The organism is Bacillus timonensis, from assembly GCF_000285535.1.
Lineage (GTDB): Bacteria > Bacillota > Bacilli > Bacillales > Bacillaceae_L > Ferdinandcohnia > Ferdinandcohnia timonensis.
In genome coordinates this window covers 91,353-113,569 of record NZ_HE610986.1, presented here as the reverse complement: position 1 = coordinate 113,569, position 22,217 = coordinate 91,353, and the positions used below count along the sequence as shown (strand labels likewise).

Below are 22,217 nucleotides of genomic sequence, written 5' to 3'. Positions count from 1 at the left end.
CGGAATGAGATAAAAGGAGAACTTCTAGATGCGAGCAAGAGAAGCAGCAGGCGAATATGAAGTAATGGTGGATATATCAGATGCCGACCTTGATCTTATTGATGATATGATTTATACGTTTAATATTGAAACTGAAATGTGTTGGACAGATGACGGCATTCGTATGTGGTTCAAAAAACCTATTTTTTATAAACATGTATCAGAAGGAATATGTGCATTAGGTTTCAAGGTTAAATGGGAGATAGTCAAATGTACTGAAAATGAAATAGTAGAAAAAGAAGATATTGACAATGATGGTGTTCGTCAAGAATTACCCGAATTTTTAACTTGCATTAAAGATGCAAAGGAGTTTTATGAAGAGACAAGCGATTCAGATGAGAGGTTCTATGATGAGGAAACAAAAGAAATAGACAAAAGAAGGAATATGTTATTCACTCATAAATTCAAAATAAGGCATTTAATAAATTTTGAGAAAATATTGAAATTTATTAATACCAATTCACCTACCTTTGCATTACATCAAAAAGATTTAGACCTTATTATTCAAGATGACAAGATTAAAGTTGAAAAAATAATGAATATGAAGTTGCTAGATTATTGATAGATAAATTAAGAATTGTAAAATTTCATGATTCCCTATATTCCTATGACCAAATTCATTATCGTAATGGGGACTATGTTAAACGTAGTGTCGCTCAAGAACTTGAAGGTCAAAAAATTCGGTATGTAAACGAAGTCATAAGACAAATAGAAATTTGTGCGCCATCAGTCGAAGCACCACCGTTTGGATGGGTTATAAAATTTAAAAATGGGTGTTTGTATAACGGGCAGTGGTTGGATATTGACTATACAGATTTTACACCTTATTACATTGATATTTTATATGATCCAGAGGCTGCACCTGTGCCAGTGGTGGACGAGTTCCTTAGAACTTTCACTGGCAATGATGAAGCCTACATTCAATTCATCCCGGAAGTCATGGCTCATTCTCTGATTACAGACATCCATGTAAAGCGTGGAAAGAAGCACACGAAGCCTTTCTAACAGCAATTAAGGAATTACGTGAAATAGCTCCAACACCTGAAGGAATAGACATAGAGAGCTTAGGACCAGCACAATTAAAGAAATTTGCGAAAGCCTATCAAGCTTTAGATAAAGCCTTTGCGAATATTCAGGTATACACCGAATATAGTGAAGCGCAGCTTGGTTCAGTATATCCAATCCAACTGGACCAGATTGAAGAATATCATGGCAAATATGTCAATGTATTAGAGAAACTTCGGAAGGAAAAAGAAGATAAAGACAATGTGGACGTTAATATTGAGTATGAGCTGGAATCTGTAAAAACAGAAGAAATCAATTACGAATATATTTTACTTCTAATCCAAGCCTATTTACAGAATACGCACGATGAATCAGAAAAACAACCACCAGCTGAAAAGACAGTGGAAGAAATTAATCAATATTTAGCAAGATTGAAAAAAGGTAATCCAACACTTGCTGGACTAATGGAAACATTATGGTCGAACATTCAAGCGAATCCAGAAGCTTATCGTGATCAACATGTATCCTCTTTATTAGAACAAATGATTCAGCAAACGATTAACACACTCGTTGATGACTTTGCAAAAACATGGTGGGTTCAGAATGATGAATTAGCATTTATGGTCGCTAATTATAATCCAGCTCGTAAGAAACAAAATGGGGAAGCCGAATTAAAAGAAACAAGTGATTACGAAGGTTATAAAGAGCATACTGAAAATCCCGTAAAGCGTTTAATTTATTGGAAATCTGTCAAACAAGCTTTTGAAGAAATGATGATACATGATATTTTACCTTTGCAAAAGATATAGATAAAACAAGGTTAGATTTAAAAAATAAGCAAATGAAAGAGAACCCCACAGATTGTGAGTTCTCTTTTCACCCTCTTTCACCGTGCCAACACCGTGCCAAGTCCGTGCCAAGTTGAAATTATAATCGATTTTAAACCATTTGAAGGAATGGCTTTATATCAAAGGTTTGACTGGATTTATTGTTAATCAGTTCGTGCCATTTCAAGCAAAATTAATCAAGTTCGAAATGGAAGGTTCAATCGGATAAGAGAGTACCCACAATAACTCGTTTGAGAATTTCTCAAACGGGTTATTTTTATACATACATGTAGAATCTTGTTCTCTTAGGCAAAGGAATTCGGACAAAGAAATGAAACGGAGGTGACTCTTTGATTTATATCGGTGTTACTGGTTGGGGAGACCATGACAGTCTTTATGCTACAGGAACCTCATCAGGTGATAAACTAAAGGAATATGCTGGTCATTTTCCAATTGTTGAAGTTGATGCGTCTTTCTATGCGATTCAACCAAAACGGAACGTGGAAAAATGGGTGAAAGACACACCCGAATCCTTTCAATTCATTGTCAAAGCCTATCAGGGGATGACTGGTCATCAGCGCGGTGAAATTCCTTTTGAATCAAAAAAAGACATGTTTGAGGCCTTTCGTTTGTCACTTCAGCCTTATCAACAAGCAAACAAGCTTGCTATGGTTTTATTTCAATTTCCACCGTGGTATGATTGTAAACGTGAAAATGTAACCTATCTAAGGTGGTGTAAGGAGCAAATGGGGGATGTCCCCGTTGCTCTAGAATTTCGTCACCAATCATGGTTTTCGCCACAATTAAAAGAACAAACACTACAGTTTATGGAAAATGAAGGTTGGATTCATAGTATCTGTGATGAGCCGCAGGCAGGGTCAGGGTCTATTCCGACAGTCCTTCAGCCAACTAATCAAAAGAAGACACTCGTAAGATTCCATGGCCGTAATGTTCATGGATGGACCAAACCAAAAGAGGGTAACTGGCGTGATGTACGATACTTATACAAGTATAATAAAGAAGAGCTAAGAGAATGGGTGAATCACGTCAATAACCTCCATCAATCGAGTGAAATCATTTACGTGTTATTTAATAATAACTCAGGCGGAGATGCAGCAGGCAATGCGAGACAATTTATTGAAATGCTTGGTATTGAATACCAAGGTTTAGCCCCAAGGCAATTAGACTTTTTTAGTTAATCCATAAAAAGTAGAGTTTATATATAGGTGATGAAACTTGTTGATTGGAGCGGAAGGCGAGAGATGCTCGAAAATGCAGGCATTTTCTTCGTGCGGTGATATTTCGAAGAAGTATATTTAACGCCCTTGCAGCAAAAGTGTGGACAGGGGAGACTCGGCAGGAATGGAGCGACGGGAGGCTCCCGGAACGCTCGCAACGGAAATCAACAACTATTTAATTTGGTATAAGGAGTTAAGGCATTGATTGAAACAGTACATATTTACCACACAAACGATCTCCATAGCCATTTTGACCGCTGGCCTAAAATAACAAACTATATAACAAAAATGCGACAGCTTCACCAACAAGATAATGAAGAAATGCTATTAATCGATATCGGAGATCATATCGATCGTTTTCACCCAATCTCTGAAGCTTCCTATGGAAAAATAAATGTTAAGCTCTTAAATCAGCTACAATACGATTACGTAACAATTGGAAACAACGAGGGAATTACGATGTCCTATGACCACCTCGATTCCTTATACGAGGAAGCAGAGTTTAAGGTATTGCTTGCAAATCTTTTTGATCGGGAAGAAAAGTTGCCAAACTGGGCACAACCTTATGATATACATGTATTGCCAAGCGGCTTTAAAATTGGAATTATTGGTTTAACCGTCCATTACATTGGGCTATATAAGCTCCTTGGATGGAACATCAAAGACCCGCTCGTTATCTTAAGGGAAACACTTGATGAATTAAAAAATAAAACAGATATGATTATATTGATGTCGCATTTAGGAATTAATGAAGATGAACAAATTGCAAGAGATTTCCCTGAAGTAGATGTACTGCTTGGAGGGCATACACACCATCTTCTAGAAAAAGGGAAGCGTATTAACAATACGTTACTGTGCTGCGCTCAAAAATATGGAAATTATCTTGGTCATGTTGTCCTTAAAATCGATTCAGAACAAAAGAAACTTATTGAAAGTACGGCCAATGTAATTCCGACAAATTCACTACCTGAGAGTAAGGAAATGAACCAAACCCTTTCTCAGTATCTGTTAGAAAGTACGCACACTTTACAAAATGATGTGATTGCGGAAATTAATAAACCACTACAAAGTGATTGGTTTGCTGAAACTCCATTTTCTAAACTTTTAGCAGAGGTCTTACGAGAATGGTGTGATGGAGACCTTTCAATGGTTAATGCAGGGGTGTTGCTTGATTCTCTTCCAAAAGGAAAAGTAACAAGAGAAGACTTGCATCGTATTTGCCCACATCCCATAAATCCTTGTAAGGTTTGGGTAAAAGGTGATGAACTAAAGGAGATTATCTTGCAGGCAAACACGAAGGAAATGGAAAATCTCAAAATCAAGGGTCTTGGCTTCCGTGGAAAAGTAATGGGTAAAATGGTATATAACGGAGTAGAGCTTACAATGACAAAGCTTTCTGATGGAGTAGACCATATCACAGAAATTAACATTAATGGTGAGGAACTTGATCCTGAGAAAACTTATTCCATTGCAACCATTGATATGTTCACGTTCGGATTGCTTTTTCCTGTCATTCGAGATGCAAAAGATAAAAAATATTATATGCCTGAATTTTTACGAGACCTTTTAGCTTATAAACTAAAAGCAATTGGTAAAACGGTCTAATATTCATAGTCAAAAGTAGTATACAAAGATAGGTCTATGATGGATACCCATTTCTAACACAATTCATTTCCGTTAAACATAAATTGGTAAGGAAAGGAGTGTGCTAGGAATGGTCTCAATGACACCACTATTGATTGATAACCATCAATTTACAGCCATTACCGTTAAACTACCGAAGACGAATTTTATGGCAGTCACAAATGAAAATGGCTATATTATGTGTGGAGCACTTGATGTTGCACTATTAAATGAAAAACTTAAAGATCGTGGCATTATTGCCGGTAGGGCAGTTGGTGTTCGGACAATCGAGCAATTGCTGGATGCCCCTCTTGAATCAATCACATATGAAGCCGAAAAACGAGGCATAACTGTAGGAATGAAGGGCAAAGATGCCTTATTAAAAATGATCTAACCTGAGAAGGTATTCAATATAAATAAGCACGTGTCACCAACGAATTTTTGTCGAATAAAATAATTATCGTACATCCCCTCTTGCTTGCATACAATTAGCTTGTAAGGGGGGATTTTCGTTTGGCAAAATACAAACGTCGCCTGCAACCAAGAAGGAAGGGGCCTTTACCTTTTCAATACGTCTTTTTACTAACATTTGTATTTTTTATCTTCTCGACAGCCATAGGCTTATTTATTATTAACAAAGCGATAGAGCCAGCACTTATGGCATATGCTGAAAATGAAACCAAAAAGGTAGCTGCAACTGTTATCAAAAATGCAATAAACCAGCAAATAAATGAGGAAGAATTGGTGCAGGAGGATTTAAGCATTGTACAAACAGATGAGACTGGAAAAGTAATTAGTTACAATACTCAAGTCGTTAACAAAATGGCAACAAAAACACTCGGTAATATTGAAAGATACTTAAAGTATGTAAATGAAGGTGAAATTAATAAACTGGAGTACCCTGATTTAGAAATTGAAACCGACGAGTCTACAGGTCAGACTGGTTTTGTATTTGAAGTGCCACTTGGAGAGGCAACTAACAATGCTCTTTTAGGAAATTTGGGACCACAAATTCCGATTCGCTTCCATATGATTGGGTTTGGAGAAACAACGCCTCAAGGTAGGATAGATGAATGGGGTATTAATAATGGATGGTTCCAGTATAATGTTTTAGCAACAGTGACGATGCAGGTTATTTTACCATTCTCAACAGGAGAAGTAGAAATTGAAACCATTATCCCTGTTATCAATCAAAACATTTTGCATGATGTTCCTGATTTCTATAACGATGGTGGGGAGTCTTCTCCTTCAATTGAATTTCCAACAAATTAAGAACAAGGCACTGAGCTGGATGTAAAAAAATACTATACTAGAATAGTTGATTTGCAGGGTGAAATGAATTATACTACATGAGGATTAAAAGTGAATAAACCACCTTATCGGATCGATGAGGTAGAGGTGCGGTAAATAAGAGTATACTATGTGAGGATGACAACGGTGATCATAGTTGAAAGGATTTTCCGCCGAAGCAAAAATTGACAGGTCAATGTTATTTTTGTTGGGGTTGCCTTGAAAAAGGGTAACACTGTCATTATAGAATTTATTTCTATAATGGAGGGCTACTGATCGTGATGGAGGATAACAAAACATTACCGAGAGTAATGATAGTTATTTTCTATCATTACTCTCTTTTTATTTGCAAAAGATATCTTCTTTCACACATATAATAGCCCTACATGAAAATTCAATTTTGGAGGAACACATCATGTCTGGAACTATCTATTCGATAATCCCACCAATCATTGCACTTTTGATGGTTGTTTTAACCCGCAGAGTCCTACTGTCACTTGGAGTGGGAATTGTCTCGGCTGCAGTCGTTTTACACGGAAAGGTTTTAAAAAGTGAAGGAGTCGGAGCTTGGCTGCAAGACGTCATTTTTACAATCTGGAAAAGTGTAAAAGCGATTTTTGTTTCTGAAGATGGACTGAACTCTTGGAATGTTTCTATCATTTTATTTCTATTTATTTTAGGGATTATTACAGCGTTTATTTCCATATCAGGAGGCAGTCGTGCTTTTGGAGACTGGGCTCAAACAAAGGTGAAGACGAGAACAGGTGCACAGCTGTTAGCCGCTGTACTAGGAATCATTATTTTTATTGACGATTATTTTAATGCGTTAGCAGTTGGTCAGGTGAGCAAACCGATAACAGATCGTAATAAAGTATCACGTGCTAAGCTTGCCTATATTATTGATTCTACATCAGCACCAATCTGTGTTATTTCGCCAATTTCAAGCTGGGGTGCATATATTATCGCAATTCTTGCACCAATCCTGGCAACACATGGCGTTATGGAATACTCTCCTTTATCAGCTTTCATTCAAATAATTCCAATGAATCTATATGTATTGACTGCTGTTTTAATGGTAATTGCAGTTGCTGTTTTTAATTTAAATCTTGGAAGTATGAAAGAACATGAAAAGCGAGCAATGACAACAGGAGAGGTTACCGACCCAACGAAACCGGTTCTTGGTGAGTTGAAACAAGAATTACCTCAAAGTGAAAAAGGCTCAGTGGGGGATTTAGTATGGCCGATTATTGCATTAGTGGTGGGGACAGTTGGTTCATTATTTTGGACAGGTTATAGAGCTTCTGAAGGGCAAATCACAATCTTTACAATTTTTGAAAATACCGATGTTACCGGATCGCTTCTATATGGGGGAATACTTGGAATCATTGTCACACTCATTTTATTCTTTGTTCAAGTATATGCAAAACGTGCGTTAACTATCGAACTTCTTCCAAAGGGAGTTATCGAAGGCGTCAAATCTATGCTCCCAGCTGTATACATTTTGATATTTGCTTGGGTGATTGTTGATTTAATTAGTCAACTTGAAACAGGAAAATATCTCGCTGGTCTTGTAGAAAAGTCCGATTTAAATATTGCGTTTTTACCAGTTATTCTTTTTATTGTTGCAGGTTTTATGGCTTTTGCGACTGGAACGTCTTGGGGAACTTTTGGGATGATGCTTCCAATTGCAGGGGATATCGTTGCAGCTTCCGATATAAATTTGTTGCTTCCAGCGTTAGCAGCCGTATTAGCTGGTTCTGTTTTTGGTGACCACTGTTCACCAATTTCAGATACAACCATTCTTTCATCAACAGGGGCAGGAAGTCACCACATCGATCACGTTATGACACAGTTACCATATGCCATAACTTCTGCAGTTCTCGCTGGAATTGGTTATGTCGTATTAGGTCTAACTGGTAGTACTATGCTAGGGTTGGTGACGACTTTATTACTATTTGTTGTTTTTGTTATCACTGTGAAAAACTGGGGAAAAGCATAAAATTACTATTCAATATTTACTAATTAAATCTTATATAGTATGCATGAGACAAGGGTTTTAGAACCTTTGCCTCTTTTTTAAGAAAAGTAATTTAAATTTTAAAATAACTTTTGACATGGGGATAAAGACTAGCTATACTAATAAATAGATTATAGAAAATAATCTGAAAATATAAAAGTTTCTAACTTCGGTCTAGTGCTAAAAGACTACCACGGCAATGGACTAAAGTGGAAAAGGGGAGGTTTCATTTATGGATAATCGTCCACAGTGGGGGACACGGGCAGGATTCGTATTAGCTGCAATCGGTTCTGCGGTTGGTTTGGGTAATATTTGGAGATTTCCATATGTCGCTTATGACAATGGAGGGGGAGCATTCTTTCTTCCATACCTGTTTGCCATTTTAACTGCCGGTATTCCAATCCTCATTCTCGAGTTTACCATCGGACAAAAGTTCAGAGGATCAGCGCCTTTGTCATTTTTTCGATTAAATAAAAAAATGGAATGGCTTGGTTGGTGGCAAGTACTCATTTCATTTGTCATTGCCACCTATTATGCAGTTATTATCGCATGGGCAATTTCGTATACGTTCTTTTCGTTTAACAAAGCATGGGGAGAAGATACGGGAGGTTTTCTATTCTCTAACTATTTGCATTTGGCGGAAACACCAGGGGATATTGGAACACCAGTGCTAGGAGTTTTTGGACCTTTAGTAGTTGTTTGGGCGATTACTTTATTTATTTTATTTAAAGGTGTTAAAAAAGGTATTGAAAAAGCCAATAAAATCTTTATTCCTACACTACTAGTAATTTTTACAATCATTGTCATACGTGCAGTTACACTTGAAGGTGCAAGCGCGGGATTAAATGCATTCTTCCAACCAAACTGGGATGCAATTATGGATGGTAAGGTCTGGGTTGCAGCATACGGACATATTTTCTTCAGTTTATCAATTGGTTTTGCAATTATGATTACTTATGCAAGTTACTTACCGAAGAAGTCCGATGTAGTGAACAACGCATTTATTACTGGTTTTGCAAACTCTGGATTCGAATTATTAGCGGGTATTGGTGTGTTCGCAGCCTTAGGTTTTATGGCTACCCAAGCTGGTGTACCTGTAAACGAAGTAGCAAGTGCAGGTGTTGGTCTTGCGTTTGCGGTCTTCCCGCAGATTATCAATCAAATGCCTTTCGGTGAATTTTTTGGAGCTCTATTCTTTTTATCCTTAGTATTTGCTGGGTTAACTTCCCTTATTTCAATCTGTGAAGTATTTATCGCAGCTGTTCAGGATAAATTTAAGATTAGTCGTAACAAATCTGTATTATATGGTGCTGGTTTAGCATCTCTTGTTTCTATCCTTTATTCAACAAATGGAGGTTTATACTTCCTAGATGTTGTCGATTACTTCATTAACCAATTTGGTATTGCTGTTGCAGGACTTGTTGAGGTAATTCTAATTGCATGGGTCTTCAAGCAAATGAATCCATTGCAATCGCATGCCAATGCAGTTTCGGATATTCGAGCAGGTGGTTGGTGGAAGTTCTGTCTTGGAGTCGTAACACCTATCGTTTTAGGATACATGATGTTTGACCTATTAAAGCAAAATATCCTACAACAATTTGATAATGCAACAGGAAACTATGAAGGGTATGCAACCTCATTTATCCTCTTCCCAGGTGTATTTATTGCAGTTGCGGTAATTGTTCTTGGAATTGTATTTTCACTCAAAAAGTGGAGTAGAGCAGCATTAAATGAAAATTACTCTTCAAGTAGTGACAAGGAGGTAGGACTATGACCGGTGGCGCAATTACGATGATGATCATTGGAATGGTTATTTTGTGGGGTGGACTGATAGCCAGTATTGGATATGCAGCAAAAAAGGCCAAACAGGCGAAATAAAAAAATATAAAAAGAGGGTCACTTAGAACGGAAGAAAGGCTGTGGTAGTTACTTACCGCAGCCTTTTACTTTATCGTTTCTTCGATTTTCTTTCTTCTCTTTCCCAAGAACGTAAATGCGGATAAGGATCAAAGGACCATTCTGTATATCCATTGTCTTTGTACATGCCATAATGAAGATGAGGAGGAAATTTTCCGGCTGTTCCTGGTGGTCCATAACCTGAACTTCCAACCGATCCAATGATTGTACCTGGCTTAACAACTTGTCCAATTGCAATATCCTTTGCAAATCCATTTAAGTGGGCAAAATAGTGATACGTATTATTAACATCACGAATTCCGATCCGCCATCCACCAAAACGATTCCAGCCCTTCATTTCAATAACCCCATATGAGGTTGCACGAACAGGGGTACCGTAACTTGCAAAAATATCTGTCCCTTCATGCATTCTTCGACCACCCCAACCTCGTGCGTCCCCCCATGTGTTTTTATAGCTATGATTATACCCAAGTGGAACAGGAAAGGCATGGCTATCTAAATCAAGAGTGTTATATGTTGAGTAGACTTTGGCAATTCCCATAATTAAGGAAACTGATTTGTCCCGTTTGTAATAATTCCATAAACCAATCTTTAAATTATCGGGGTCAGTTCCGTAGGCTAAAATTTGCTCGGATATTGTGAATAAAATATCTTCATCATTTGTTTGATCGGCAACACCATCCCCATTGCCATCTAAACCAATTCCCCCAAAAAGCTGGATACTATATGGACTTGTATCATTCGGATTTGGATTTAATGCCCCCGCCCATACTTCAGGTTTAATGTAGATTCCAATTAATCCACTTTCCTTCGGGATGTCCTTGCGGGCACGACGAATACTTCGTTCATACTGGTCAATTGCTGCGTAATAGTACCAAGGAATCTGGGTCACTGTTTCCATTTTCGTATAGAGGTTCATTCGTTCCTGAAAGATTTTTTGCTGATCGTCGTTAGCGTTAGCTATCAAAGGCATTCCTGAAAGAAATAAACAAATAATAACTACTATTCCAAGTTTTCTGTTCACGCACGCAAATCTCCTTTCTCTTAATAGCCTAAAGGATATTTATATTTCTATGTTGCTTATCATTTCGGTACCAATTAGCGATGTAGGATAGTTTTGAATAAAGAAATAAAGTACTCTTCCCTTGTTAGTTTGTTAAATCATCCAATTTTCATAATAACTAATTGTTGGAAGCCGTGAATAATGCCTAATACTTGGATTCTTTTAAACGTTAGGAGTATAATAGGGATAGCCTTTGCAATGGAGTGATGAAGTATGTCAAAAAAACAAGAATATCTTCGAAAGCCTGAATGGCTAAAAATAAAGCTAAATACTAATGAAAATTACACAGGCTTAAAGAAAATGATGAGAGAAAAACAATTACATACCGTTTGTGAGGAAGCAAAATGTCCTAATATTCATGAATGTTGGGCTGTTCGTAAGACAGCAACTTTCATGATTCTAGGTGATACTTGTACCCGTGCCTGCCGTTTTTGTGCGGTAAAAACTGGTCTTCCAAATGAATTAGATTGGGCAGAACCTGAACGTGTAGCAGATTCTGTTGCAACCATGGGATTAAAGCACGTAGTTATTACTACTGTAGCCCGTGACGATTTAAAGGACGGAGGAGCAGCAGTTTTTGCTGAAACGGTTCGTGCAATACGTAGAAAGAGTCCATTTACATCTATTGAAGTGTTACCATCAGATATGGGTGGGGTATACGAAAACTTAAAAACATTAATGGATGCGAAGCCCGACATTATGAACCATAATATTGAAACCGTTCGACGTTTATCTGACCGCGTTCGTGCACGTGCAAAATATGACCGTTCCCTTGAATTTTTACGCCGTGCAAAAGAAATGAACCCAGATATCCCAACAAAATCGAGTATCATGATTGGTCTTGGTGAAACGAAGGAAGAAATTATTGAAACGATGGATGACCTTCGTGCAAATAATGTTGACATCATGACAATCGGACAATATCTACAACCATCGAAAAAGCATTTAAAGGTTGAAAAGTACTATCATCCAGATGAATTTGCAGAATTAAAGGAGATTGCTTTAAGCAAAGGCTTTAGCCATTGTGAAGCTGGTCCACTCGTTCGTTCTTCTTACCATGCAGACGAACAAGTAAATGCTGCAAAATCAAATCAACTTAAGGAAGCATAAAAAGGGGGAAATTCCCCCTTTTTTTAATGTGTTCCTTTTTGTAATATACGATTATATTTCTGCTGTTCTTCTCGGTTTGTATTAACGTTTTCGCCCATTTTATCTATATTTAAATTGATTTTTTCATTATCTTGATTTAGTGTACGGCCGCTCCCGGTATCATGTACATCCCCACCCTTGTTATTAGAACTTGGGTTTTTAAGGAAATCTTGATTCTCCTTTGCCCTTCGTTCATATTCAGGGTTAAGCCCACCTTCCATTTCCCCGTTTTCATTTTCTCCATCACTTACTTTATATCCTTGTGGAGACTTAATCATTTGTTGAATGGTAGAGGTAATGATTTGGTCGACATTTCGACTGTCTGAATCAAGTGTACCGAATCGTTCTATTTGTTTGATCATATCCGGATCGTCAGAAACGTACACATGATAGAACCTTGGGACAACAGATAAAGCGGAGCGTTTTACCTGGTCAGCGGTTAACATCCGGTCCTTTGAATCGGTATCATAAGCAACTAACACTTCTTCATCAGTAACGAGAGTACCAACATCATTTACATTTGGGATGGTTGTACAGATTTTACTAATCAAATCCGCAACTTTTTCCCTATCCATCGTTGGGATGTTGCTATAAACATTCGCACGGCCAGGGACTGGATTTTTTTGGTGACGAACATAGCCAAAGTTCGTCATTTCCTTCCCATTATTTTTAACACCTTTTGCATTATAAAGCTCATTTTGGTCAATGCGATAGATTGAATTTCCATTTTCGTGATAAACTCCTGCGTTGTCGTCAGAAGCACCACACCCTGATAAAGCAGTTAACGCAAGTAAGCCTGAAATGATTGTGTATTTTTTCAATCTTGACACCCCCTCAGTTGTAGGTTGACCAATTCATCAAAAATTTCGCATAGTAATTGATGGGTTGATTGGCTATAATGGAAATATAGAAATGTTGAACATCTCTAGTAAGGGGTACGAGGTGAAATAAAGTGATTAGCATTAACAATAGTACATATGAGCTTGTAGATGAGCTGAAAGATGGATTTAATGAAGAGGCCTTTCGGGCAAGATATAGTGATATCCTTGCAAAATATGACTATATTGTCGGAGATTGGGGATATGAACAGCTTCGATTAAAAGGTTTCTTTGATGATAAGAACCAAAAAGCGTCCTTCGATACAAAAATAAGTACCCTTTCCGAGTATTTATACGAATATTGCAATTTCGGTTGCGCTTATTTTGTCCTAAAAAAGGTAAAGAAATAAAGTACAGGCTGCGCCTGTACTTTTATTTTTTGTCGTATATCATCTTTAGTCATAAGGAGGTTCGGCATTTTCATTCTTGTCATCATGTGTAGGATGAGCGCCAGGGAATTGTCTTGGTAGGTCTTGGTGAAGTGATTTGAACTCATAGTTAAAGTTACTATACGTTCGCTGTCCCTCTTCCCATGGAGTGCTTTTATTTTCAACAGGTGTATCTTTGCCACGTGGGGTACCATATGGGCCTTCTGGGTATTCCTCAAAGGTTAAAAAATTTCTCATCGTCTCTACATTTGAAAAATCTGTATACTTTATTTCTTCCTTGTCTTTTTCATTTTCTGCCACCTGTAAAACACCTCACTTCTTACTCTATAGTGTTTTCCGGGTTTTCCGAGAATATGTTAGACAATTTCATACAGGAAAGAGCGTAATTCCTCTGCTTCATCCTCAGGCAGCTGATAAGCATGTTCAATATAACCTGGTTCATCAAGATCATCTCTACCAATAATTGCAAAGCGATTGCTTAAAATATTTAACACAATCTGCTTTCCATAATATCGGTCAGATCTAATTATTGCTAAGTCGTAACGCTGGTGTTCGCCCATAAAGCTTACAAATCGAGTTTGTGTGTCAATCGTATCATCATATAAGAAAAAACGTTCTGACATAATGGATTCTCCTTTTTAAAACAATCATTTACAATTATCATAACAAAGGTATAGGAAATAGAAAACGAAATTATCATACAATAAGGCTTACCATGAATGATTATAAACTTTATGGTAAAATAATGAGGGACGTAAAGATATTGATAAATAGAGGGTGATACTGTGTATTTTGTTGACCGAGAAAAGATTGAGAAAACCCTTCTTTTTTACGAAGAGAATTTAGAATTGTTAAAAACGGAAACAAATTGGACAAGCATTCTTGATAAGAAAGCATTAGAACGCATTTCTCAACTATTAATTGAAGCGATTTTAGATGTAGGGAATTCAATGATTGATGGCTTTATAATGCGTGATCCGGGGAGTTATGAGGATATCATTGACATTCTTGAAGATGAAAAAGTGGTATCAACAGAAACTGCAAATGAGCTAAAAGAGATCATTCGTTTCCGCAAGGTGATTGTTCAAGATTATCTGGAAATCAATCATGATGAAATTCTTTCAAGTTTAGAAAAAAATAATGAAAGTCTAAAAAGCTTTCCAGACGCTGTCAGATCCTATCTTGAAAATGAATTAGGACCTGTGTCAGCATTTAAAAATTAACTAAAATATAAGTTCAAAAAGGTGATTTCACTAGTGAAAACGTATAAAGGCTACTTAATTGACTTAGATGGTACGATGTACCGTGGAACTGAGCGCATTAATGAAGCGTGTGATTTTGTAAATGCCCTAAATGAAAAGCAAATTCCCTATTTATTTGTTACTAATAATTCATCAAGAACACCGGAACAGGTTGCTGCAAAGCTGCGCGATTTTGACATTGCATGTACGGAAGAACAAGTATTCACAACAAGCCAGGCGACTGCAAACTATATGTACGAACAAAAGCAAGGTGGCACAGTTTTTGTCATTGGTGAAGAGGGGATTCGTCAAGCGCTACAAGAAAAAGGTTTTACAATTCAAGAGGAAAACCCAGATTTTGTTGTTGTCGGAATTGACCGCTCCGTTACATATGAAAAATTTGCACTAGCTTGTCTTGCAGTCCGCAATGGGGCAACGTTTATTTCAACAAATGGTGATATTTCGATTCCGACAGAAAGAGGACTTTTACCAGGAAATGGTTCACTAACATCAGTTGTAACAGTCTCCACTACTGTTCAACCGATTTTTATCGGAAAGCCCGAAAAAGTAATCATGGAGCAAGCCCAAAAGAAGTTAGGAATCGCGAAGGAAGATACATTAATGATTGGTGATTATTACGACACTGATATCATGGCAGGAATGAAAGCTGGTATCGATACACTTCTAGTCCATACAGGTGTTACGACTGCGGAACTTTTAAAGGGCTATGACCGACAGCCTACCTATGCGATTGACAGCTTAAAGGAATGGATGGATAGAATTTAAAAACAATCTAGCGTACCAGAGTGTAGCCAAAGTCTAACTGACTTTGGCTACAGGAACTTTTTAAAGAATAATATGTACTTTCTCAGCCTGTCTTGAAAAGCCCTGTCACGAAAGCTACGCAGAATGCAAGCTTTTTTATAGGGACAAAATAAGTCCAATTATTGTGAAAATGCAACCAATCCCCATCAAAATGGTTGATGTTTTGGAGCGTCTCGTCCATCGATTGGCAATACTCTTATCTAACACGGGGCCACTAAGGCTTTTAACTTCTTTTTTTAATGTAAAGGTTATAACTATCGCAATCACAATAAAAATAAGGCCGGCAATTTTAAATAAAAGGTCCATTTCACATCCACCTCGGATATAATAGTTTGTAAATTCAGTATACTACTATTATCCAATAAAAAAGACCAAATCGCACCGATTTGATCTTTTATCCTTTAATTCGTATTTGCTGCTCTGTGTGCAAGTCGACTAGATGCGGCAGCTGCAATTGCCCCCACAATATCATCTAAAAATGTGTGACATTCTCCAGTGGATTTGTCATTTAACCGTTCTAAAATTCCAGGCTTTTTCTTATCTATATAACCGTAATTTGTAAAACCGATTGAACCATACACGTTTACAATTGAAAATGCAAGAATCTCATCAACACCGTACAGTCCTTCATCAACCTTTATTGTAGAAAGAAGTGGCTCTTCAAGCAAGCCTTTTTCTGCAAGCTTATCTAATTGAATCCCTGTCAATATAGCATTTTGAATTTCACGTTTCGTTAATACACGATCAACATTGTGAACACATTCCTCCATTTTTAAATCTGGATGATATTTGCTTTGTAAAAAGTACACCAAATCCGCAATGTCTTGAATGGTTACACCTCTTTCCTCTAACCATCTTCTAGCAGTTCGCTCAATCTCACTCATTTTATTTTCAGTCATTTTTTTCACCTAATTTCTTATGATTTCGGAATAATTTTACTAATATTTACTAGTTTATCACAAGTAATGGGGTTTTGTTTCATATAGATGTATTAACTTCATTTTAGTGGAAAAGTCATCAATTTTTGCAGGTGCAAAAATTGATGTGGGTAGTTACATAGTATGTGCGAGGGGTGATGATTTATGAAAGAAGTGCTCTTTAAAGAATACAAATTAAAAGTAGATCGTTCCATAAAGGCATTTGGCTATGAAGCGTTCATCTATCGAAATATAGTATATTGTATTGTGCCAATACCAAATTTGGAACATGAAGAGTTAAACGAAATAAAATATCTTAGCGACTATATGGTTCAAAAAGGGGATATTCGAGTAGGATCGATTTTACCTACAACAGATGGGAAATTAAGCGCCAACATTAATGATGAAGAAGTTGCTATCATTAGATGTCCAGTATACAACCACAGAGTTTCTAATTCTTTGGGATATGAATTAGCTCGATTTCATAAAAGAGGCAGAAGTTTCCCTTACCGTGTAAATAAACTCAATCGAATTGGACAATGGAAATATTTATGGGAAAAAAGAGTAGATCAAATGGAATTATTTTGGAAAGAAAAAGTGAAGCAGCATCCTGAAACCCGTTTTGAAACATTATTTGTTGAAGCTTTTCCGTATTATATAGGTTTAACCGAAAATGCCATCCAATACCTTGTCGATACAGAAATGGATGTGCAACCCACTGCAATTGATTCAGCTACTATTTGCCATCATCGTTTTACGGAAGTGTCATGGGACGGGGACTCATATACAAAGCTTCCTACCGAGTGGGTGTTTGACCATTATTCTCGGGACTTAGCAGAATATATTCGTGATCAATATGTAGGTGGTGATTATAGACCAAATGGAAAAATCACTCAATTTTTGAGAGAGTATGAGCAAGTCAGCCCTCTTTCCACTTTTTCCTGGAGGCTTCTGTATGCACGATTATTATTCCCGGTTCATTTTTTCGAATGTATTGAAGGGTATTATATGACAGAATCGGAGAACCAAAAGGAAAACCAACTTCAAAAATTAGAATCAATCTTAAGCCAATCTAGTAAACACGAACGTCTGTTGGCCACCTTTTTTTCAAGCGTAGGAATTAATGAAAAAAGACTAACAATTCCAAACATTAACTGGCTCCAAAGATAGAAATATATGGTACTATAATAATATCCTACTAACAAATTTTACTAAGAGGTGGAACAATGACAAAGCCATATGTTTTTATTACCAGAAAACTTACTGAAGAAGCAATGAAACCACTAATGGAAGTAGCAGATGTACATATTTGGAATGAAGAAGAAAAAGCAGTTCCAAGAGAGATTCTCCTTGAAGAGGTAAAAAAGGCCGATGCACTTTTAACCATGCTCTCTGATAAAATTGATAAAGAGCTTCTTGATGCAGCACCGAAATTAAAAGTTATTGCAAACTTAGCAGTTGGTTTTGATAATATTGATGTAGGATATGCGAATCAAAAGGGAATTGCGGTATGCAACACACCAGATGTCTTAACAGATACAACTGCTGATTTGACCTTTGCGTTGTTACTAGCAACAGCAAGACGAATTGTTGAAGCAGCTGAATTTGTTAAAAATGGCGAATGGAAAAGTTGGAGCCCACTATTGCTTGCAGGTCATGATGTTCATCATAAAACAATTGGAATCGTTGGAATGGGCAAAATTGGGGAAGCGGTTGCAAAGCGTGCGACCGGTTTTGATATGGATGTTTTGTACCATAACCGTTCTCGCAATGTTGCAGCCGAGGAACGTATTGGTGCTTCCTATACCTCTCTAGATGAGTTAGTTGAAACATCTGATTTTATTGTGTGCTTAACGCCTCTTACAGAGGAGACAAGAGGCTTATTTAATCAGGAAAGCTTTAAGAAAATGAAAAAATCCGCAATTTTTATAAATGTATCAAGAGGACCAGTCGTTGATGAAGACGCTTTATATCAAGCATTAGCAAGTGGTGAGATTGCTGGAGCTGGATTAGACGTATTTGCAAAAGAGCCGGTAGATGTCGATCATCCTTTACTAACACTTCCTAATGTCGTTGCTTTACCTCATATCGGAAGCTCAAGTACAGAAACTCGTGGAACCATGATGGAATTATGCTGTAAGAACATTCAGCTTGTTCTTAACAATCAACAACCAAAGACACTGGTTAATAAAGAGTGGGGACTGTCAGTAAAATAGATTTTCCTAAGGCACCTTCGCAAGGAAGGTGCTCTTTTTTTTATAGCTGAAGTTTTTATAAAAAAATTTTTTATAAAAAAATGTCCTTTTACAACAGGGTGTTAAGCGTTTTCAACGGAAAATACAGAAAAATAATACTTGTAAAAATACAGTATCACTACTATAATGTCTTTTATAGAAGGACAAATGTATTTCTAGGAAATACAGAGGAGGCGGCAAATAATGAAAAGTATTTCAGTTGGATTATTAGGATTAGGTACGGTTGGTAGTGGCGTTGTTACGATATTAAAGAATCATCAAGATAAATTAATGCACCAAGTAGGTTGCCCAATAGAAGTAAAGAAGATATTAGTCCAAGATATACATAAACATCGTTCAGTTGAAATTGAACCTTCACTTTTGACAACAAATGTAAACGAGGTAATTGAAGATCCAGAAATTGATGTTGTCATTGAGGTGATGGGTGGAGTAGATAATACAAGGCAGCTAGTGCTTCAAGCTTTACGTAATAAAAAACATGTTGTAACAGCTAATAAAGACTTAATGGCATTATACGGTCCAGAACTATTAAATGTTGCAAGTGAAAATGGTTGTGACTTATTCTATGAAGCAAGTGTTGCTGGTGGGATTCCAATCCTTCGCGGTTTAGTGGACGGTTTCGCATCAGACCGGATCATTAAAATGATGGGAATCGTTAACGGAACAACTAACTTTATTTTAACAAAAATGAGCAAATTCGGCAGTGATTATGAAGAGGTGTTAAAGGAAGCACAAGAACTTGGTTATGCAGAAGCAGATCCAACTGCAGATGTTGAGGGGCTAGATGCAGCAAGAAAGATGGCAATCCTTGCTTCATTAGGTTACTCAATGAATATCGACCTTAAGGACGTTCGTGTTCAAGGAATTTCTTCGGTAACAAGTGAAGACATTGAATATAGTAAACGATTGGGTTATGTTCTGAAGTTAATTGGGAATGCACACCGTAAGGGAGAAAAGGTTGAGGTGAGTGTTCAACCAACACTTCTTCCAGAATCACATCCACTTGCTGGAGTAAATGATGAATATAATGCAGTTTATGTGTACGGAGAAGCAGTTGGAGAAACAATGTTTTATGGTCCGGGGGCTGGTAGTTTACCAACTGCAACATCAATTGTTTCAGATTTAGTTGCTGTTATGAAAAATATGAGACTTGGAGTTAATGGACTTAGTGCAGTATCCCCTCAATATGAGAAAAAGTTAAAAGCGGAATCTGAAATTTTCTCAAAATACTTCTTACGTATTCATGTAAAGGATCAAGTTGGTGCTTTTGCAAACATTACATCTCTTTTCTCTGAACGTGGTGTAAGCTTTGAGAAAATTCTTCAATTACCGTTAAAGAATAAAGATTTAGCTGAAATTGTTCTTATTACACATCAGGCATCATTACAAGACTATGAAGAAATTTTAGTACAGCTTAGAGATTTACAAATAATTCAAGAAGTAAAAAGCTCTTATCGAGTTGAAGGAGGAAATTTAGCATGAGATGGCAGGGTCTATTACAACAATTTCGCGAATATTTACCGGTAAACACAAATACTCCGATGCTTTCATTAAATGAAGGAAATACACCATTAATTCCGCTTCATTCTCTTTCAGAGGATCTTGGTGTTGAATTATATGTAAAAGTAGAAGGTGCAAACCCGACTGGTTCTTTTAAGGACCGTGGGATGGTGATGGCAGTAGCTAAAGCCGTTGAGGAAGGCAGTGACACAATCATTTGTGCATCTACTGGTAATACGTCTGCTGCAGCGGCGGCATATGCAGCACGTGCAGGACTTCGCTGTATCGTCGTTATTCCTGAAGGTAAAATTGCAATGGGAAAATTAGCGCAAGCCGTCATGTATGGTGCTGAGATTATTTCTATTGAAGGAAACTTTGATCATGCCCTTCAAATGGTACGTAATATTAGTAAAACTGCACCTATAACTCTTGTAAACTCTGTAAATCCATATCGAATTGAAGGTCAAAAAACAGCAGCATTTGAAATTTGTGTACAGTTAGACGGAGCTCCTGATGTCTTAGCAATTCCAGTCGGAAATGCTGGTAATATCACAGCTTACTGGAAAGGATTTAAGGAATATAACGAACGTCATAAAACTGGCCTACCTGAGATGCGAGGATTTGAAGCAGAAGGTGCAGCAGCAATAGTTAAAAATAAAGTCATTGAAGATCCTGAAACAGTTGCAACAGCGATTCGTATCGGAAACCCTGCAAGCTGGGATAAAGCTGTCCTAGCTGCAAATGAATCGAATGGTAAAATTGACGAGGTATCAGATGATGAAATCCTTGAAGCATATCGATTATTAGCGAGAAAAGAAGGTGTGTTTGCAGAACCAGGTTCTTGCGCATCTATCGCTGGTGTAATCAAGCAAGTTCGTAGTGGTGAAATTAAAAAAGGAAGCCGAGTGGTTGCTGTCTTAACTGGTAATGGATTAAAAGACCCGAATATTGCAATTGAAGCAACATCAATCAAGCCTGTTGTATTGCCTAACGATGAAAAGCTAGTTTATGATCATATCAGAGGGGCCGTTTTACATGAGGTCTAATCAACCTTTTCAAATAAAAGTACCAGCAAGCTCAGCTAATCTTGGACCTGGTTTTGATTCATTAGGGTTGGCAGTGAATCGCTATTTAACCCTACAGGTCGAACCAAGTGAAGAGTGGGAGTTTGTCCTACAATCAGAAGAAATTATAGATACTCCAACTGATAAAGCTAATTTTATTTATCAAATAGCAGCAAAGGTAGCCCACATTTTTTCATGTGAGCTACCTCCATGCAAAGTCTATGTTCATAGTAATATTCCGCTAGCAAGAGGACTTGGAAGTAGTGCGGCAGCTATTATCGCAGCAATTGAGCTTGTTAATGAACTATGTAATCTCCAATTAACTAATAAACAAAAGCTTGATTTAGCCTGTGAATTCGAGGGGCATCCCGATAATGTAGGGGCGTCATTATATGGTGGCTTAGTTATTGGAAGTCATCGTGGAAGTGAGGAAACTGATCTCATCCATGTGAATGATTTATCTTTTGACATGGCGGTTGTCATCCCACCTTACGAGTTAAAAACAAAAGATGCTCGTAATGTACTTCCGAAAGAATTATCCTACCAAGAGGCAGTAAAAGCTAGTTCCATAAGCAATGTGATGGTCGCAGCTCTATTAACAAAGAATTTTGAGTTGATGGGGAAAATGATGGAACTTGATTTATTCCATCAAACATATCGTGCTAAGCTTATTCCTGAATTCAACAGTATTTGTAGGGTTGCTAAAAGAGCGGGGGCATTTGGGGTAGCGATAAGTGGTGCGGGTCCAACAGTCATTTGCTTCACAGAAAGTGGACGAGGAAGACAGCTACAAACCGACCTTTCTCTTGTATTTGAAGGATATCAAGTAGAAGAAGTATCAATTGAGAAAAACGGTAGTAGGTTAACTTCATTATCACTACATGAATAAAAAGCGAAACCTAGGGGTTTCGCTTCAGACTGTAGACAAACGCTCGCATACTGCGTTGCTTGCCTCGCTCGTCCGCTCATGAAGGCAACTT

At 37.4% G+C, this 22,217-nt stretch carries 24 protein-coding genes, 1 pseudogene and 1 riboswitch; of the genes and pseudogenes, 19 read left to right on the top strand and 6 right to left on the bottom strand.

Features of this window, described 5'->3' with window-relative positions:
- The first annotated feature begins 28 nt into the window (after window positions 1-28).
- The 10 genes from BTHG_RS09090 (at window position 29) to BTHG_RS26735 (ending at window position 9,917) form a co-directional block, all read left to right on the top strand.
- Window positions 29-601 carry a hypothetical protein gene (locus BTHG_RS09090; protein WP_010676444.1) on the top strand — a complete coding sequence of 191 codons (573 nt, stop codon included), beginning with the start codon at window positions 29-31 and terminating at the stop codon, window positions 599-601.
- Entirely contained in the window at window positions 598-1,044 is a 447-nt protein-coding gene (locus BTHG_RS09085) for a phage primase (protein WP_010676443.1), read from the top strand. Before BTHG_RS09090 ends, BTHG_RS09085 begins: the two co-directional genes overlap by 4 nt.
- Window positions 963-1,853 carry a type I restriction endonuclease subunit R, EcoR124 family gene (locus tag BTHG_RS26215; RefSeq protein ID WP_083849073.1) on the top strand — a complete coding sequence of 297 codons (891 nt, stop codon included), beginning with the start codon at window positions 963-965 and terminating at the stop codon, window positions 1,851-1,853. The genes BTHG_RS09085 and BTHG_RS26215 overlap by 82 nt, the downstream gene beginning before the upstream one ends.
- A 368-nt stretch (window positions 1,854-2,221) precedes the next feature.
- Window positions 2,222-3,070, top strand: coding sequence for a DUF72 domain-containing protein (locus BTHG_RS09075; protein ID WP_010676441.1), 849 nt, complete (start codon window positions 2,222-2,224; stop codon window positions 3,068-3,070).
- A gap of 240 nt (window positions 3,071-3,310) precedes the next feature.
- Window positions 3,311-4,714, top strand: a complete 1,404-nt coding sequence (locus tag BTHG_RS09070) for a bifunctional metallophosphatase/5'-nucleotidase (RefSeq protein WP_010676440.1) — start codon at window positions 3,311-3,313, stop codon at window positions 4,712-4,714.
- A 109-nt stretch (window positions 4,715-4,823) separates the two neighbouring features.
- Window positions 4,824-5,126, top strand: coding sequence for a YunC family protein (locus BTHG_RS09065; RefSeq protein WP_010676439.1), 303 nt, complete (start codon window positions 4,824-4,826; stop codon window positions 5,124-5,126).
- Window positions 5,127-5,245: 119 nt separating this feature from the next.
- A complete protein-coding gene (gene yunB, locus BTHG_RS09060; protein ID WP_010676438.1) occupies window positions 5,246-6,004 on the top strand; it encodes a sporulation protein YunB in 759 nt (252 codons plus the stop codon).
- Between the two features lie 113 nt (window positions 6,005-6,117).
- Window positions 6,118-6,302: riboswitch (Lysine riboswitch) on the top strand.
- 135 nt (window positions 6,303-6,437) lie between these two features.
- Window positions 6,438-8,021: a Na+/H+ antiporter NhaC family protein gene (locus tag BTHG_RS09055; protein WP_010676437.1), complete on the top strand. Its 1,584-nt coding sequence runs from the start codon at window positions 6,438-6,440 to the stop codon at window positions 8,019-8,021.
- A gap of 250 nt (window positions 8,022-8,271) precedes the next feature.
- Window positions 8,272-9,813, top strand: coding sequence for a sodium-dependent transporter (locus BTHG_RS09050; RefSeq protein ID WP_010676436.1), 1,542 nt, complete (start codon window positions 8,272-8,274; stop codon window positions 9,811-9,813).
- On the top strand, window positions 9,810-9,917 hold the full coding sequence (locus tag BTHG_RS26735; RefSeq protein WP_010676435.1) for a MetS family NSS transporter small subunit: 108 nt from the start codon (window positions 9,810-9,812) through the stop codon (window positions 9,915-9,917). Before BTHG_RS09050 ends, BTHG_RS26735 begins: the two co-directional genes overlap by 4 nt.
- Window positions 9,918-9,987: 70 nt before the next feature.
- On the opposite strand, the gene BTHG_RS09040 is transcribed toward BTHG_RS26735, so the two are convergent.
- A complete protein-coding gene (locus BTHG_RS09040) occupies window positions 9,988-10,929 on the bottom strand; it encodes a M23 family metallopeptidase (RefSeq protein ID WP_042341774.1) in 942 nt (313 codons plus the stop codon).
- A 303-nt stretch (window positions 10,930-11,232) separates the two neighbouring features.
- Between BTHG_RS09040 and lipA the strand changes: the two genes are divergently transcribed.
- On the top strand, window positions 11,233-12,129 hold the full coding sequence (gene lipA / locus BTHG_RS09035; protein ID WP_010676433.1) for a lipoyl synthase: 897 nt from the start codon (window positions 11,233-11,235) through the stop codon (window positions 12,127-12,129).
- A 227-nt stretch (window positions 12,130-12,356) separates the two neighbouring features.
- On the opposite strand, the pseudogene BTHG_RS09030 reads toward lipA, so the two are convergent.
- Window positions 12,357-12,989: pseudogene (locus BTHG_RS09030) on the bottom strand (YhcN/YlaJ family sporulation lipoprotein); the annotation flags it as partial.
- Window positions 12,990-13,120: 131 nt separating this feature from the next.
- Between BTHG_RS09030 and BTHG_RS09025 the strand changes: the two are divergent.
- Window positions 13,121-13,396, top strand: coding sequence for a YutD family protein (locus tag BTHG_RS09025; protein ID WP_010676431.1), 276 nt, complete (start codon window positions 13,121-13,123; stop codon window positions 13,394-13,396).
- Between the two features lie 45 nt (window positions 13,397-13,441).
- Here the strand turns inward: BTHG_RS09025 and BTHG_RS24575 are convergent, their stop codons facing one another.
- Together BTHG_RS24575 and BTHG_RS09015 are read right to left on the bottom strand one after the other, a co-directional pair.
- Window positions 13,442-13,672, bottom strand: a complete 231-nt coding sequence (locus BTHG_RS24575) for a hypothetical protein (protein ID WP_042341771.1) — start codon at window positions 13,670-13,672, stop codon at window positions 13,442-13,444.
- A gap of 119 nt (window positions 13,673-13,791) precedes the next feature.
- Window positions 13,792-14,058 carry a DUF3055 domain-containing protein gene (locus BTHG_RS09015; protein ID WP_010676429.1) on the bottom strand — a complete coding sequence of 89 codons (267 nt, stop codon included), beginning with the start codon at window positions 14,056-14,058 and terminating at the stop codon, window positions 13,792-13,794.
- A gap of 162 nt (window positions 14,059-14,220) precedes the next feature.
- Between BTHG_RS09015 and hepT the strand changes: the two genes are divergently transcribed.
- Together hepT and BTHG_RS09005 are read left to right on the top strand one after the other, a co-directional pair.
- Window positions 14,221-14,658: a type VII toxin-antitoxin system HepT family RNase toxin gene (gene hepT, locus BTHG_RS09010; protein WP_010676428.1), complete on the top strand. Its 438-nt coding sequence runs from the start codon at window positions 14,221-14,223 to the stop codon at window positions 14,656-14,658.
- A 33-nt stretch (window positions 14,659-14,691) separates the two neighbouring features.
- A complete protein-coding gene (locus BTHG_RS09005) occupies window positions 14,692-15,462 on the top strand; it encodes a TIGR01457 family HAD-type hydrolase (protein ID WP_010676427.1) in 771 nt (256 codons plus the stop codon).
- Between the two features lie 135 nt (window positions 15,463-15,597).
- On the opposite strand, the gene BTHG_RS09000 is transcribed toward BTHG_RS09005, so the two are convergent.
- Both BTHG_RS09000 and BTHG_RS08995 read right to left on the bottom strand, forming a co-directional pair.
- Entirely contained in the window at window positions 15,598-15,807 is a 210-nt protein-coding gene (locus tag BTHG_RS09000; RefSeq protein WP_010676426.1) for a hypothetical protein, read from the bottom strand.
- Window positions 15,808-15,902: 95 nt separating this feature from the next.
- Window positions 15,903-16,400, bottom strand: coding sequence for a phosphatidylglycerophosphatase A family protein (locus tag BTHG_RS08995; RefSeq protein WP_010676425.1), 498 nt, complete (start codon window positions 16,398-16,400; stop codon window positions 15,903-15,905).
- 183 nt (window positions 16,401-16,583) lie between these two features.
- On the opposite strand from BTHG_RS08995, the gene yutH reads away from it, so the two are divergent.
- The 5 genes from yutH (at window position 16,584) to thrB (ending at window position 22,126) form a co-directional block, all read left to right on the top strand.
- Window positions 16,584-17,588 carry a spore coat putative kinase YutH gene (yutH, locus tag BTHG_RS08990; protein WP_010676424.1) on the top strand — a complete coding sequence of 335 codons (1,005 nt, stop codon included), beginning with the start codon at window positions 16,584-16,586 and terminating at the stop codon, window positions 17,586-17,588.
- 56 nt (window positions 17,589-17,644) lie between these two features.
- The gene (locus tag BTHG_RS08985; RefSeq protein WP_010676423.1) at window positions 17,645-18,634 is read left to right on the top strand and encodes a 2-hydroxyacid dehydrogenase; all 990 of its coding nucleotides are present in this window, start codon (window positions 17,645-17,647) and stop codon (window positions 18,632-18,634) included.
- Between the two features lie 222 nt (window positions 18,635-18,856).
- Entirely contained in the window at window positions 18,857-20,155 is a 1,299-nt protein-coding gene (locus BTHG_RS08980; protein ID WP_010676422.1) for a homoserine dehydrogenase, read from the top strand.
- A complete protein-coding gene (gene thrC, locus BTHG_RS08975; RefSeq protein ID WP_010676421.1) occupies window positions 20,152-21,219 on the top strand; it encodes a threonine synthase in 1,068 nt (355 codons plus the stop codon). The genes BTHG_RS08980 and thrC overlap by 4 nt, the downstream gene beginning before the upstream one ends.
- On the top strand, window positions 21,209-22,126 hold the full coding sequence (gene thrB / locus BTHG_RS08970; protein WP_010676420.1) for a homoserine kinase: 918 nt from the start codon (window positions 21,209-21,211) through the stop codon (window positions 22,124-22,126). The genes thrC and thrB overlap by 11 nt, the downstream gene beginning before the upstream one ends.
- Window positions 22,127-22,217 lie beyond the last annotated feature (91 nt).